Below are 12,627 nucleotides of genomic sequence, written 5' to 3'. Positions count from 1 at the left end.
GCCGCGCGACCGGCCGGACCGATGTGGCTCACGTCTCCCGCAGCAGCCGGACCCCGAACAGCAGCAAGCCCCGGACCATCCGGTCCGGGGCTCAAAGCTCATATCGCGATGCGTGACCGCCAGGCTTTCAGCTCTGGGGGAGCATCGGTGTTACTGCGCGCTGCGGCTCGGGGGCCACGGGGCGTCTGGCTCAGGCGCTGGCGTTGCGCGCCCGGTTACGAGCTGCACGGCGCTTCATTGCGCGGCGCTCGTCCTCGCTCAGACCACCCCAGACGCCGGAGTCCTGGCCGGACTCGAGCGCCCACTGCAGACACTGCTCCATGACGGGGCAGCGGCGGCAGACGGCCTTGGCTTCCTCGATCTGCAGGAGCGCAGGACCGGTGTTGCCGATGGGGAAGAAGAGCTCGGGGTCTTCCTCGCGGCAAACGGCGCGGTGACGCCAGTCCATGGCTGCTCCATCTCCTCGTGTGACGGGAACGTTGCTTGTGAATGTGAACGCTTTCACGAATCCCTCCACAAGGGAAGGGCCGAATTCCAGTTGTGAACTGGTGCGGTCCTGTGGATGAGGAGGAGGATTCGGACTCTCAAGGGGGCCGGTTGAGCGGCCGTCCCGATCGCCATGAAGAGACTCGCAAACCTCGGCGACGGATACAACCCCTTCTGGAAAGTTTTTTTTGATTCCTTGGTGTCGCCTAGCTCACAGCCGTACTTCCAGGGGGTGGAGGTCAGCCTAAACGTTCGAGTGAAAGGACTTTAGGCCCTGCTGCTCACACAATCACACGCAGTGCACGGCGAACGCCTGTGAACGTCACACTCGTACGCAGCCCCAGGTGGTCACCGTCCATCTGGAAGGGCAGTGGCGCCTGCGAATGCAAGGTGAAGTCCGTGAGGTCATGAAGGGACACCGCGTGCTTGCCGTGGGGGCCGCGCTGTGGTGTTGACGCGAGCAGCTGGGTGGCGTACCGGGTCACCGCGGGGGCCGAGAGCTTGCTCAGTGCGAACAGGTCGAGCGCCGAGTCGAAGGACGCCCGCGGGGACGGGTAGACCGGGCGATTGCCCAGGTAGGTCCAGGGGGCGGTGTTGCAGATTATGGACATCGCGAGGCCCTCGACGACCTCCGTGGAGCCCTCGGTGGCGCCGGGGCGTTCGAGAGTGATGGAGCCCTCACGGCGGTTCGCCTCCCCCATGAACTGGCGTACGACCTGCCGCACGTACAGGGCATGCGTCGAACGTTTGCCGCGTTCGCGCTGCTGCTCCACACGGCCGACGACACCCGCGTCGAAGCCGAAGCCGGCGCAGAAGGTGAACCAGCGGGGCGGCGCCCCTTCGTCCTCGCTCCCCGGGGTGCCGGCGGCCAGGCCCAGGCCGATGGTGCGTTCACTGCCGTCACGCAGGGCGTCCAGCAGGGCGCCGGTGGCTTCCACGGCGTCGTTGGGGAGTCCGAGCGCGCGGGCGAAGACATTGGTGGAGCCGCCGGGGACCACCGCCAGGCGGGGATGGGAGTCGGGATCGGGGCCGTGGGTCAGCAGGCCATTGACGACCTCGTTGACCGTGCCGTCGCCGCCGAGGGCCACGACCAGTTCGATCTCCCCGCCCTCGGCCGCCTGCCGGGCCAGATCCCGGGCGTGCCCGCGGTAGCGCGTCTCGGCGACCTCCAGCCGGAGGTCGCTGGCGAGGGCGTGGGCGAGCACATCACGGGTGCGGGCACTGGTGGTGGTTGCTGCGGGATTGACCACGAGAAGTGCGCGCATATGTAGCAGCGTACCTACCCGCTGGTTGCTCCTTTCCGTCCCCGTCCGTCCCCGGGGGCCACGGGAGCCGTCGGCCACCGGCGCTACCCTGCTGGGGTGAGCAGTCAGCAGAAGCAGTCCGCGAACCGAGCCGCCGGCACCTCCGCCGTGCCCGAGCCGACCGGCCCCCGGCCCGCCCGGCTGAGCGCCGCTGCGGCGCTCACCGCGGTCGAGGGCCTGGCGCTGGCCGCGCTGGGCGGCTACATGCTGATCATGGGTCTCGCAGGTTCCCCCGACAGTGCGCGCCAGGCGGAGACGGGCGGCTTGACGGTGCTGGCCCTCGCGGTGCTTCCGCTGGTGGCCGCGCGGGGGCTGTGGCTGCGCCGGCGGTGGAGCCGCGGCCCGTCGCTGATCACCCAGATCGTGGCGCTGCCGGTGGCCTGGACGCTCGTCAACGGCGGTGGCGCGCTGATCGCCGCCGGTGTCGGGCTCGCGGTGGCGGCACTCGTCGTACTGGCGCTGCTGGTCAATCCGACGGCCACCGAGGCCCTGGGTATCGGCCCGCGGGAGTAGCGGGCCGGACGGATCGTTCGTACGGACGTCGCAGGCGCCGAGCCGCGGGGCCTGGCGAACGAGGCGCATGCGCGTACCGGGCCCGAGGAAGCTCCCCGGACGAACAAGAGGCGGGGCCCTGAAGAGCCCCGCCGGTCACGATCCCGCTGGTGTCCTACTCCTCGACGAGGAGCTTGTCGCGCAGCTGGGCGAGGGTGCGGGCCAGCAGACGCGAGACGTGCATCTGGGAGATGCCGACCTCCTGGGCGATCTGCGACTGGGTCATGTTGCCGAAGAACCGCAGCAGAAGGATCTTCTTCTCGCGGGGCGGCAGATCTTCGAGCAGGGGCTTGAGGGACTCGCGGTACTCCACGCCCTCCAGCGCCTCGTCCTCGGCGCCGAGGGTGTCGGCGACCGCCGGGGACTCGTCGTCGGTGTCGGGGACGTCCAGGGAGAGAGTGCTGTAGGCGTTGGCCGACTCCAGCCCCTCCAGGACCTCTTCCTCGGAAATCCCGATCTGCTCGGCGAGTTCATGGACGGTGGGTGCCCGGCCGTGCCGCTGGGAGAGCTCGGCCGTCGCGGTGGTCAGGGACAGCCGCAGCTCCTGGAGGCGGCGCGGAACACGCACCGCCCAGCCCTTGTCGCGGAAGTGCCGCTTGATCTCCCCGACGACCGTGGGGGTGGCGTAGGTGGAGAACTCCACGCCGCGGTCCGGGTCGAAGCGGTCCACGGACTTGATCAGGCCGATGGTGGCGACCTGGGTCAGGTCGTCCAGCGGCTCGCCGCGGTTGCGGAACCGCCGCGCCAGATGCTCCACGAGCGGCAGATGCATGCGGACCAGGGTGTTGCGCAGCTCCGCGCGCTCGGGGGAGCCGTCGGGGAGTTCGCGCAGCCGGTAGAACATCGCCCGCGCGCCGCTGCGGTCGTGCGGATCATGAGCATGCTGCGGCTCGTGGGCATGCTCGGATTCCTGGGGCTTCTGGTCGGGGGCGGGCGCGTCGTGCGGATGCGCCTGCTTCCCCTGCTGCTCGCTCTGGTCCATGTGGTCCGCCCGCTCTGCCTGCTCCGACGCGTCCAACGGGCCGCCCTGGTCGTCCACGCTCACCGGATGCGGCCGTGCCTGCTGATCAGGGATGGTCACCCCGGGTGCCATCCGCGCGCCGCGTTCGAGATCTTTCACGGGGCCCCCTGTTCGGTCATGACGGTCCGGGACCGGCGCCGCGCTCCTTGTACAGGCTGATGGTGACCGTACGGTCCTCGGCGACGGTGGAGTCGACCTTGCCGGCGAGTGCGGAGAGCACCGTCCAGGCGAAGGTGTCGCGCTCGGGCGCGCGGCCGTCGGTCGTCGGGGCCGAGACGGTCACCTGAAGTGCGTCATCGATGAGGCGGAAGACGCAGCTCAGCACGCTGCCGGGCACGGCCTGTTGCAGCAGGATCGCGCACGCTTCGTCGACCGCGATGCGCAGATCCTCGATCTCGTCGAGGGTGAAGTCCAAACGGGCTGCCAGGCCGGCTGTGGCCGTACGCAGCACGGACAGGTAGGCACCCGCAGCGGGCAGACGGACTTCCACGAAGTCCTGAGTCCCGGGCTCGCCTGCGATCTGGGACACCCTCACCTCCAAGGTGGCACAAGCTGGTTGAGCTGGAATGCTGGATATACGAGATATCCACGCCGGACGTCTCTCCCCTCGGTGAAAGGAGAACGATCCGGCGCAGCACATGGTTCGGCTGCGACGCTATCGCGATCTGCGGGCCGATGTCGCCCGGAAGGAGCACGGCTGCCCTCCGGACGGCGATTCCGACCCCGGTCGCCCGGCGCCATCACTGTCACTCATTGTAAGGCTACGGGTACGCACAGTGGCTAGGGGTCTGCACTGCCAAATCCATACCGATTACGCTCTGTTGACGCGCGAGGAGCCCGCAAGGTTGTGCAGTGCCTCTCCAGTGAGCCGGAAGACCGTCCATTCGTCCATGGGCTGAGCGCCGATCGACCGGTAAAGGCCGATGGACGGTTCGTTCCAATCCAGGACTGACCACTCGAAACGCTCATAGCCGCGGGTCACGCACACCTCCGCGAGGGCCGCCAGCAGCGCCTTGCCGTGGCCGTCACCGCGCGCTTCCGGCCGGACGTACAGGTCCTCCAGATAGACACCGTGCGTGCCCGTCCACGTCGAGAAGTTCCGGAACCACAGGGCAAAGCCCACGGGGGCGCCGTCCGCCTCCGCCAGGAACGCGAAGGCCGCCGGCTGGGGGCCGAAGAGGGCCTCCCGGAGCTGCGGCTCGGTGGCCCGGGCGGCGTCCGGTTCGCGTTCGTAGGCGGCCAGCTCGCCGATCATGGCGAGGATGACGGGGACGTCGGCGGGGGCCGCTTCGCGGATCATGCGGAAAGGCTAAAGGGGACCCGGGGCATCCCTCACACCAGGAGCTGGTCGGTGAAGCACCAGCGCCAGGACTCACCGGGCTCGAAGGACCGCATCACCGGGTGGCCGGTCTCCGCGTAGTGCGCGGTCGCGTGCCGGTACGGCGACGAGTCGCAGCACGCGACATTGCCGCAGACCAGGCACAGCCGCAGCTGCACGGGATGGCTGCCGACGGCCAGGCACTCCAGGCAGGTGGCACTGCGCGCGGCCGGCTCGGCGCGCGGCAGTTCTGATACGTGCGTGCACTCGCTCATGATGGCCAGGTTAGATCGCCGCAACGGGTGGCGAAGAGTGTCCCCGGCCCGGGGGCCTGGGGACGAGACGAACACGGGGACGGGACGGACCGATGGCTGTGATGCCGCTGTTGTTGCTGGTCGCGGGGAGCGCCGCGGTCGCCGGACTGGCACGCCGCACGCCCGTCCCGGCGCCGCTGCTGCTCGTCGCCGCCGGGCTCCTGGTCGGCTATGTCCCCGGCATCCCGGACTACACGCTCGATCCGCACATCGTGCTGCCCCTGCTGCTCCCGCCGCTGCTGCACACGGCGGCCCTGGAGAGCTCGTATCTGGATCTCCGCGCCAATCTGCGGCCGGTGGCGCTGCTGTCGGTGGGCTATGTCCTCTTCGCCACCCTCGCGGTCGGCTACGTCGCCTATCTCGTGATCCCGGACCTGCCGCTGGCCGCGGCGCTGGTCCTGGGCGCCGTGGTCGCGCCTCCGGACGCCATCGCGGCCACCGCCATCGCCCGCAAGCTCGGGCTGCCGAGCCGGGTCACGACGATCCTCCAGGGCGAGTCGCTGTTCAACGACGCCACCGCGATCACCGCGTACAAGGTGGCCCTCGGCGCGGCCGTCGGCGTGGGCGCGACGTGGGGGGAGGGCCTCAGGGAGTTCGCCATCGCGGCCCTGGGAGGCATCGGGGTCGGCGTGGTGCTGATGGTGCCTCTGCACTGGCTGCGACGCCGGCTGCGGGACTCCGCGCTGCTGGAGAACACCCTGTCGCTGCTCATCCCCTTTTTCGCGTACGCGGCCGCGGAGCAGGTCGGGGCCTCCGGCGTGCTCGCCGTCGTCGTGGTCGGCCTCTATCTGGGCCACCGCTCCTGGCAGGTCGACTTCGAGACCCGGCTGCAGGAGGAGGCCGTCTGGAAGATGGTCTCCTTCATCCTGGAGTCCAGCGTCTTCGCGCTGATCGGCCTGCAGCTGCCGGTCGTCCTGCGCGGCCTGGGGGAGTTCAGCGGCCAAGAGGCGCTCTGGTACGCGGTGGTGGTGTTCACGGTGGTCGTCGTGGCGCGGTTCGTGTGGGTCGTGCCGGCCACGTACCTGCCGCGCGCCCTGTCCGCCCGGGTCCGCCTGAAGGAGCCGGAGATGCCCTGGCCGGCGACCTCGATCGTGGGCTGGGCCGGGATGCGCGGCGTGGTGTCGCTGGCCCTCGCCTTCGCCATCCCGGCCACCGTGCACGACGGCGACAGCTTCCCGGCACGCAACCTCGTGCTCTTCCTGACCTTCACCACGGTGATCGGTACCCTCGTCATCCAGGGGCTGACGCTGCCGCCGTTGATCCGCGCGCTGAAGGTGCCAGGACGGGACGTCCAGGCCGAGACGCTCATCGAGGCCCAGGCGCAGAACGAGGCGTCGCAGGCGGCCGAGGGGCGCCTGGAGGAGCTGCTGGCGGACGAGCGCAACGCACTGCCGGGGCCGCTGGCGGACCGGCTGCGCACGGTCATGGAACGGCGCCGCAACGCGGTGTGGGAGCGGCTCGGCACGGTCAACGAGGTCACCGGGGAGTCCGCCGACGACACCTACCGGCGGCTGGCGCGGGAGATGATCGACGCCGAGCGGCGGGTCTTCGTCGAGCTGCGCGACAGCCGCCGGATCGACGACGAGATGCTGCGGACACTGCTGCGCAGGCTGGACCTGGAGGAGGCGGCCGCGTACCGGGAGGGCGCTTCCTAGGTCGTGTCCGTGGCGGACCCGGCGGTTCAGGGCATGCCGGTGATCACGGCGGCGACGGTGCTGCCGGGCGCGAAGGTGCCCTCCTCGGCAAGGGCCGTCAGCCCGAGCAGCAGCTTCGCCACGTAGACACGCTCCAGCGGAAGACCGTGCCGCGCCTCGAAGGCGTCGGCGAACGCGTCGAGTTCGGGGGTGCGCCTGGCGTATCCGCCGCAGTGGAAGCGGTCCTCCAGCCGCCAGTGACCGCACGGTGCGCCGAACGCCGCGCGCTGGAGGTCCTCGACCGTCCCCCGGAGGAAATGCGGGCTCCCGCCCTTGAGGACGGCGACGCCGATGGCCCGCTGCCCGGGCCCGAGTCCGGCGGCAAGTCCGGCGAGGGTGCCGCCGGTTCCGCAGGCCACCGCGGCCGTGTCCGCGACGCCGCGCAGCTCCCTGCCCAGCTCCGCGCAGCCCTGTGCGGCAAGGGAGTTGCTGCCGCCCTCGGGTATCACCGCGAAGGAGCCGAAACGGTCGTGCAGCGCGGCGAGGACATCCGGTTCGGTCTTACGGCGGTAGGTGCCGCGGTCGACGAAGTGCAGCCGCATGCCGTCGGCCGCGCAGCGGGCCAGGGACGGGTTGAGCGGCGCCCCGGCCAGTTCGTCGCCGCGCACCACGCCGATGGTGGCGAAGCCCAGCAGCCGGCCGGCCGCCGCGGTGGCGCGCAGATGGTTGGAGTACGCGCCGCCGAAAGTGAGCAGGGCACGCTCGCCGGCCGCGGCGGCGGCCCGCAGATTGGGCGCCAGCTTGCGCCACTTGTTGCCCGGCAGGTCGGGGTGGATCAGATCGTCCCGCTTGAGCAGCAGCCGTACGCCGTGGCGCGCGAACGTCTCGTCCTCGACCTCCTGCACCGGGGACGGCAGACGGGGGCGCAGCACGCCGGGGCCGAACGGCTCGGCGGGGGCTGCGGGCGGCTGCGGCGCCTCGGGATCCGCCGGACCGGGCGGATCGGGGACTGGGCTGGTCACAGGCCCTATTGTCCCGCGCTTCCCGGCGAGGGGCGGGGCGGGCCTGGCCCGGGCCCCGCCGTCCTCCGCCGCCCGCTACTTCAGGCGGTCGGCGATGCGCTCGCGGAGGTCGTCCATGGTGAAGCCGCGGGGGTCGCTCTTGCCCGGCTGCCACTCCAGGTGTCCGATGACCGAGCGCGCGGTCCAGCCGTGGGTCCTGCACAGGGCCGCCGCGGCCTTCTCCAGTGCCTCCACCTGGGCCGGCGGCCAGGGGTCCGCGCCGTCGCCGAGGTTCTCGCACTCGAAGCCGTAGAAGTGGCGGTTGCCGTCGGTGTCGGCCTCGTTGTCCGGCGGCAGCCGCTTCTCGGCGATCACCGCGCGCAGGACCTCGCCGTCGCCCAGGCCCGCGTGGTTGGCGCGGCCGCCGCCGACCAGATGCACCGTGCCGTCCTTGGTGATCACACCGTGGCACAGCGGTCCTGGCAGGTCGGGGCGGCCGTCGTAGCAGAGCCGGACGGTGCGGTCGGCGCCGGACGTGGCGGTGTGGTGCACCATCACGCCGTGCACCGTGCCCCACGGGCCCTTGTCGTTGCGGTGGTGGGTCTGCCAGTCGTCGACCTCGACGACGCGCAATCCCTCGTCCTTGAGGACGTCGAGGAAGCGGGCGGCGGACAGCGGTGCGGGCATGCCGTCTCCGATCGGTGCGCGGCGGCCGCCGACCGCGCACCGCCTCATGCCTCGCTTGTACGGGACGGCCCGCCGGCGGGGGAGCGGAACGCCATAAAAAGGACCAGGCGTTCGACATCTGTACGAGCGGTTCCGGCCGCCCGGACCGTCGGCGTCGCCGCCCGTAGCGGCGGGCCCGCCGCCGCTACGCGCCGTGCAGGAAGGCGTCCCCATGGGTGGCGATGTGGGCCTCCAGGGCACGCAGCGCGTTCTGGGTCGCTTCCGGGGTGCCGCTGCCGTTGCGCTCGGCGTAATACGCCGTGCCCAGCTTCTTCAGCAGGTCGCTGCCGGCCCTCTGCTGCTGTACCTCGTCGACCTTCTGCTTGCCCTGCGCCAGCCCGCGCTGTGCCTGCTCCTTGGCGCGGTCGAGAAACCCTGCCATGTGCTGCCTCCGTGAAGGTCGGTGTCGTAAGGGATCAACGGCGCGGACGGCCGAAGGGTTCCCGTGCCAGGCTGGAGTACGTGAGCGACAAGCGCGACACGGGTGAGCCGCACGGCGCAGTGCACGCACCGGGCGGGCCCGGCGCGAGGGACACCGCCGGGCCCGGGCCCGACGCCGGCGCGGAGATCTCCGGCGGGTACCGCGAGCGCGCGTCCCGGCTGCCGGGTGCGGTGCTGTGGACGAACACCACGCAGCCCTCGCCCGGCACCGTCCTGCCCGACGGCTGCACGGACCTGATCTGGGGGGACGGACACCTGCTGGTGGCCGGTCCGGACACCGGCCCGCACCTCCTGGACGACGTGGCGCCCGGCTCCCGCTACGTGGGGCTGCGCTTCGCCCCGGGGCAGGGCCCGGCGTTCTTCGGCGTACCGGCGTATGAACTGCGCGACCGGCGGGTGCCGTTGGCCGATCTGTGGCCGGCGGAGCGGGTGCGGGAGCTGGCCGAGCGGGTGAGCGGGGCCGCGGCGCCGGGCCGTGTCCTGGAGGAGGCCGCCGCGGCCCGGCTGCGGGAGGCCGCCGGTCCGGTCGACCGGGACGGCCGTCCCGGACGGACCGCCGCGATCGCCGCGGCGCTGGCCCGGGGCCTGCCGGTCGCCGATGTCGCCCGCTCGGTGGCCCTGAGCGAGCGCCAGCTCCACCGCCGCAGTCTGGACGCGTTCGGCTACGGCCCACAGACCCTGACGCGGGTGCTGCGGCTCGTGCGCGCCCTCGGCCTCGCCCGCTCCGGGATGCCGTACGCACAGGTCGCGGCCCGCGCCGGATACGCGGACCAGGCGCACCTCGCGCGCGAGGTGAAGTCCCTGGCGGGGGCTCCGTTGGGGGTGCTCCTCGGGCCGGGTTAGCGTGTCCGGCATGGACTACCAGGCCGTTCTCGAGGAGGTGGCCGCCTTTGCCCGGCCCTATGTGGGGCGGGGCCAGGTCGCCGACTACATTCCGGCGCTGGAGCGGGTGGATCCCGGCTGTTTCGGGATCGCGCTGGCGGACATCAACGGCGATGTGTACGGCGTCGGCGACTGGGAGGTCCCCTTCTCCGTGCAGTCCATTTCCAAGGCGTTCTCCCTCGCCCTGGTGATGGCCGGCTCGCAGGACCCCGAGGACATCTGGAAGCGGGTCGGGCGGGAGCCGTCCGGTACGCCGTTCAACTCGTTGGTCCAGCTGGAGTGGGAGAACGGCATCCCGCGCAATCCGTTCATCAACGCGGGCGCGCTGGTGGTCACCGACCGGCTGCAGACCCTCACCGGCGACGCCAGCACCTCGATGCTGCACTTCCTGCGCGAGGAGAGCGGCAACAAGGACCTCGCCTTCGACCAGGGCGTGGCCGACTCCGAGGCCGACCACGGCGACCGCAACGCGGCGCTCGCCCACTTCATGGCGTCCTTCGGCAACCTGGAGAACCCCGTCCCCAGCGTCATCGAGCACTACTTCTGGCAGTGCTCGATCGAGATGAGCTGCCGCGACCTGGCCGTCGCCGGCGGCTTCCTGGCCCGCCACGGGCTGCGTGCCGACGGCAGTCGGCTGCTGGGGGCGCGCCAGGCCAAGCGCATCAACGCGGTGATGCTGACCTGCGGGACGTACGACGCGGCGGGGGAGTTCGCCTACCGGGTGGGGCTGCCGGCCAAGAGCGGTGTGGGCGGCGGCATCGTCGCGGTGGTCCCCGGCCGCTGCACGCTGTGCGTGTGGAGTCCGGGGCTGGACGCCCGCGGCAACTCCGTCGCGGGTGCCGCGGCCCTGGACCAGTTCACGACGCTGACCGGCTGGTCGGTGTTCTGACCGGTCCGCCGCCCGCGGCCCGCCCCGGTTGCCGTTGTGGGCACCGGCCGGTCGGCGCATCGTGGGGCGTAGGGAGGTGCACCGCCATGGAGCACGAGATGCGCGCGGAGTACGAGGAAGGCGTCCTGCCCCGGGCGGACGTTCCGGTCAAGCTCTGGCACATGGTCCGGCTGGAGGGGACGTCGGCGATGTGCGGCCGTGAGCTGGCACCGGCTTCCGCCACCCAAACGGCCGACGCCTGGGGCACGCCGAAGGCGGAGCCGTTCTGCCACACCTGCGGGGCCATGTACCTGCGCGAGGTGCCGTAGCGGGCCGGGGCCCGGGAGTGTCCCGGGTGGGGCCTCGGAGGGGGACGACTCCGCAGAGGGGCGCCCAGGTCACCGGTTCCCTGGGGCACCGGTCCGTACGGTCACCGGTCCAGCGGTGCGAAGAGGTCCACGCCGTGGCCGTCCGGGTCGCGTACGACGGCGTAGCGCTGACCCCAGAACGCCTCCCAAGGGGCCTTGTCGCCCTGGTAGCCGGCGTCGGTGAGCGCGGCGTAGACCTTGTCGACCTCGGCGGGGTCGGCGCAGGCGAAGGCGAGCCCGGTGGGCGCGCCGCCCTGCGGCGGAGTCCAGTCCGGGTCGATGGCACGGGCGGTGTCGTAGGTGTCCCACATCAGCCGCAGACCACCGGGGAGCGGGGCCTCGGCGTGCGGGGCGGAGTCCGCGTCGGCGGGGATGTCCAGGCCGAGGCGGCGGTAGAAGGCGAGGGAGGCGGCCATGTCGGCGACGGTCATGCCGATGGCTGCGAAACGGGGGGTCGAGGTAGTCATGTTTCGAGCCTAGGCAGCGGCGCGGGCCGCGGTCTTGAACGCATCGGACGTCCTTCCGGACGGTACGGGCCGAGGCCGTGGGCCCGCGGACGCGGCATCCGCCGCGCGCCTCACGGGCAGCGGATGACCTGGCCCGCGTAGGAGAGGTTGCCGCCGAAGGCGAACAGCAGCACCGGGTCGCCGGAGGCGATCTCGCGGCGTTCGACCATCTTGGACAGGGCGAGCGGCACGGAGGCGGCCGAGGTGTTCCCGGAGTCGACGACGTCCCGGGCGACGACGGCGTTGACCGCGCCGATGCGCTCCGCGACCGGCTCGATGATGCGCAGATTGGCCTGGTGCAGTACGACTCCCGCCAGGTCCTCGGGCCGTACGCCGGAGCGCTCGCACACCTTGCGGGCGATGGCGGGCAGCTGGGTGGTCGCCCAGCGGTAGACGGTCTGGCCCTCCTGGGAGAACCGCGAGGGGTCGCCCTCGATGCGCACCGCGCCGCCCATCTGCGGGACCGAGCCCCACAGCACGGGACCGATCTGCGGGTCCTGCGCGGTGGTGACCACCGCGGCGCCCGCCCCGTCGCCGACCAGGACGCAGGTCGACCGGTCCGTCCAGTCGACCACGGAGGTGAACTTCTCCGCGCCGATGACCAGGGCGTTCCTTGCGGCCCCGGCCTGGATGGCGTGGTCGGCGGTGGCCAGCGCGTGGGTGAAGCCGGAGCAGACGACGTTGATGTCCATCGTCGCCGGGGCCGGCAGGCCGAGCGTGGCCGCGACGCGGGCGGCGGCGTTGGGGCTGCGGTCGACGGCGGTGCAGGTGGCGACGAGCACCAGATCGATGTCGTCCGCGGCCAGACCGCTCGCGGCGAGCGCCTTGGCGGCCGCGGCGGACGCCATGGCGTCGACGGTCTCGTCCGCCGCCGCGACATGGCGGGTGCGGATACCGACCCGGCTGCGGATCCAGGCGTCGTCCGTCTCGACGATCTTGGCCAGATCGTCGTTGGTGAGCACGGCGGAGGGCTGGTAATGGCCGAGAGCCAGGATGCGTGACCCCGTCATGAGTTCCCCCTGTGCGTGGGCGGGCGGTATACGACCAGTCTCGCCGGTCCGCGCCGGGCGGCGGTTGCGTGATCCGCCAATGTTCCGCCGCCATAACTGGAGACATCCGACCGGCGTTCGCCCCTTATGGGCGTCGCGCGGCGTGTATGGGGCACGCGGCGCCGGGCCCGTTCGGGAGACGCGCCCGCAGAGGCCG

At 71.8% G+C, this 12,627-nt stretch carries 16 protein-coding genes; 5 read left to right on the top strand and 11 right to left on the bottom strand.

The annotated features are described in order from the left end of the window. Window positions 1-190 precede the first annotated feature (190 nt). Window positions 191-448, bottom strand: coding sequence for a WhiB family transcriptional regulator (locus QOM21_RS12680; RefSeq protein WP_003983230.1), 258 nt, complete (start codon window positions 446-448; stop codon window positions 191-193). A 319-nt stretch (window positions 449-767) separates the two neighbouring features. Then, window positions 768-1,751 carry a diacylglycerol/lipid kinase family protein gene (locus tag QOM21_RS12675; RefSeq protein WP_407550008.1) on the bottom strand — a complete coding sequence of 328 codons (984 nt, stop codon included), beginning with the start codon at window positions 1,749-1,751 and terminating at the stop codon, window positions 768-770. 96 nt (window positions 1,752-1,847) lie between these two features. Between QOM21_RS12675 and QOM21_RS12670 the strand changes: the two genes are divergently transcribed. Further along, the gene (locus QOM21_RS12670) at window positions 1,848-2,303 is read left to right on the top strand and encodes a hypothetical protein (RefSeq protein ID WP_407550007.1); all 456 of its coding nucleotides are present in this window, start codon (window positions 1,848-1,850) and stop codon (window positions 2,301-2,303) included. 154 nt (window positions 2,304-2,457) lie between these two features. Here the strand turns inward: QOM21_RS12670 and QOM21_RS12665 are convergent, their stop codons facing one another. The 4 genes from QOM21_RS12665 to QOM21_RS12650 all read right to left on the bottom strand — a co-directional run bounded on the left by QOM21_RS12665 (window position 2,458) and on the right by QOM21_RS12650 (window position 4,956). Further along, window positions 2,458-3,435 carry an RNA polymerase sigma factor SigF gene (locus tag QOM21_RS12665; RefSeq protein ID WP_407555650.1) on the bottom strand — a complete coding sequence of 326 codons (978 nt, stop codon included), beginning with the start codon at window positions 3,433-3,435 and terminating at the stop codon, window positions 2,458-2,460. A gap of 43 nt (window positions 3,436-3,478) precedes the next feature. Then, window positions 3,479-3,892, bottom strand: a complete 414-nt coding sequence (locus QOM21_RS12660; protein ID WP_003985353.1) for an anti-sigma factor — start codon at window positions 3,890-3,892, stop codon at window positions 3,479-3,481. 282 nt (window positions 3,893-4,174) lie between these two features. Continuing rightward, entirely contained in the window at window positions 4,175-4,663 is a 489-nt protein-coding gene (locus QOM21_RS12655; protein ID WP_407550006.1) for a GNAT family N-acetyltransferase, read from the bottom strand. A gap of 32 nt (window positions 4,664-4,695) precedes the next feature. Then, window positions 4,696-4,956, bottom strand: coding sequence for a UBP-type zinc finger domain-containing protein (locus QOM21_RS12650; RefSeq protein WP_407550005.1), 261 nt, complete (start codon window positions 4,954-4,956; stop codon window positions 4,696-4,698). Window positions 4,957-5,048: 92 nt separating this feature from the next. Here QOM21_RS12650 and QOM21_RS12645 point away from each other — a divergent pair, with 92 nt between their 5' ends. Further along, window positions 5,049-6,650 carry a Na+/H+ antiporter gene (locus tag QOM21_RS12645; protein ID WP_407550004.1) on the top strand — a complete coding sequence of 534 codons (1,602 nt, stop codon included), beginning with the start codon at window positions 5,049-5,051 and terminating at the stop codon, window positions 6,648-6,650. A 26-nt stretch (window positions 6,651-6,676) separates the two neighbouring features. Here QOM21_RS12645 and QOM21_RS12640 read toward each other — a convergent pair whose 3' ends face one another. From QOM21_RS12640 to QOM21_RS12630, 3 genes are all read right to left on the bottom strand, one after another. Continuing rightward, on the bottom strand, window positions 6,677-7,561 hold the full coding sequence (locus QOM21_RS12640) for a 1-aminocyclopropane-1-carboxylate deaminase/D-cysteine desulfhydrase (protein WP_407555649.1): 885 nt from the start codon (window positions 7,559-7,561) through the stop codon (window positions 6,677-6,679). Between the two features lie 165 nt (window positions 7,562-7,726). After that, entirely contained in the window at window positions 7,727-8,317 is a 591-nt protein-coding gene (locus QOM21_RS12635) for an N-acetylmuramoyl-L-alanine amidase (RefSeq protein ID WP_407550003.1), read from the bottom strand. A gap of 184 nt (window positions 8,318-8,501) precedes the next feature. After that, window positions 8,502-8,738 carry a hypothetical protein gene (locus QOM21_RS12630; RefSeq protein WP_407550002.1) on the bottom strand — a complete coding sequence of 79 codons (237 nt, stop codon included), beginning with the start codon at window positions 8,736-8,738 and terminating at the stop codon, window positions 8,502-8,504. A 218-nt stretch (window positions 8,739-8,956) separates the two neighbouring features. On the opposite strand from QOM21_RS12630, the gene QOM21_RS12625 reads away from it, so the two are divergent. The 3 genes from QOM21_RS12625 to QOM21_RS12615 all read left to right on the top strand — a co-directional run bounded on the left by QOM21_RS12625 (window position 8,957) and on the right by QOM21_RS12615 (window position 10,876). Beyond that, window positions 8,957-9,640 (top strand): helix-turn-helix domain-containing protein, encoded by a 684-nt coding sequence (locus QOM21_RS12625; RefSeq protein ID WP_407555648.1) that lies wholly within the window; start codon window positions 8,957-8,959, stop codon window positions 9,638-9,640. A gap of 10 nt (window positions 9,641-9,650) precedes the next feature. Beyond that, window positions 9,651-10,568: a glutaminase gene (locus QOM21_RS12620; protein WP_407550001.1), complete on the top strand. Its 918-nt coding sequence runs from the start codon at window positions 9,651-9,653 to the stop codon at window positions 10,566-10,568. 86 nt (window positions 10,569-10,654) lie between these two features. After that, entirely contained in the window at window positions 10,655-10,876 is a 222-nt protein-coding gene (locus tag QOM21_RS12615) for a hypothetical protein (RefSeq protein WP_393896614.1), read from the top strand. A gap of 101 nt (window positions 10,877-10,977) precedes the next feature. Here the strand turns inward: QOM21_RS12615 and QOM21_RS12610 are convergent, their stop codons facing one another. Both QOM21_RS12610 and QOM21_RS12605 read right to left on the bottom strand, forming a co-directional pair. Beyond that, window positions 10,978-11,382, bottom strand: a complete 405-nt coding sequence (locus QOM21_RS12610) for a VOC family protein (RefSeq protein ID WP_407550000.1) — start codon at window positions 11,380-11,382, stop codon at window positions 10,978-10,980. 110 nt (window positions 11,383-11,492) lie between these two features. Further along, a complete protein-coding gene (locus QOM21_RS12605) occupies window positions 11,493-12,431 on the bottom strand; it encodes a beta-ketoacyl-ACP synthase III (RefSeq protein WP_407549999.1) in 939 nt (312 codons plus the stop codon). Window positions 12,432-12,627 lie beyond the last annotated feature (196 nt).

The sequence above is a fragment of the Streptomyces sp. Pv4-95 genome (genome assembly GCF_045782725.1).
GTDB lineage: Bacteria > Actinomycetota > Actinomycetes > Streptomycetales > Streptomycetaceae > Streptomyces.
Note: the sequence above shows the minus strand (reverse complement) of the source record. Positions and strands in the feature narration are given on the sequence as shown.

Excerpts from the sequence above, each read along its gene's own strand:
- QOM21_RS12610 (WP_407550000.1), bottom strand. The coding sequence starts at position 11,382 with ATGACTACCTCGACCCCCCGTTTCGCAGCCATCGGCATGACCGTCGCC.
- QOM21_RS12630 (WP_407550002.1), bottom strand. The coding sequence starts at position 8,738 with ATGGCAGGGTTTCTCGACCGCGCCAAGGAGCAGGCACAGCGCGGGCTG.
- QOM21_RS12620 (WP_407550001.1), top strand. The coding sequence starts at position 9,651 with ATGGACTACCAGGCCGTTCTCGAGGAGGTGGCCGCCTTTGCCCGGCCC.
- QOM21_RS12650 (WP_407550005.1), bottom strand. The coding sequence starts at position 4,956 with ATGAGCGAGTGCACGCACGTATCAGAACTGCCGCGCGCCGAGCCGGCC.
- QOM21_RS12675 (WP_407550008.1), bottom strand. The coding sequence starts at position 1,751 with ATGCGCGCACTTCTCGTGGTCAATCCCGCAGCAACCACCACCAGTGCC.
- QOM21_RS12605 (WP_407549999.1), bottom strand. The coding sequence starts at position 12,431 with ATGACGGGGTCACGCATCCTGGCTCTCGGCCATTACCAGCCCTCCGCC.
- QOM21_RS12665 (WP_407555650.1), bottom strand. The coding sequence starts at position 3,435 with ATGGCACCCGGGGTGACCATCCCTGATCAGCAGGCACGGCCGCATCCG.
- QOM21_RS12680 (WP_003983230.1), bottom strand. The coding sequence starts at position 448 with ATGGACTGGCGTCACCGCGCCGTTTGCCGCGAGGAAGACCCCGAGCTC.
- QOM21_RS12635 (WP_407550003.1), bottom strand. The coding sequence starts at position 8,317 with ATGCCCGCACCGCTGTCCGCCGCCCGCTTCCTCGACGTCCTCAAGGAC.
- QOM21_RS12615 (WP_393896614.1), top strand. The coding sequence starts at position 10,655 with ATGGAGCACGAGATGCGCGCGGAGTACGAGGAAGGCGTCCTGCCCCGG.
- QOM21_RS12655 (WP_407550006.1), bottom strand. The coding sequence starts at position 4,663 with ATGATCCGCGAAGCGGCCCCCGCCGACGTCCCCGTCATCCTCGCCATG.
- QOM21_RS12645 (WP_407550004.1), top strand. The coding sequence starts at position 5,049 with ATGGCTGTGATGCCGCTGTTGTTGCTGGTCGCGGGGAGCGCCGCGGTC.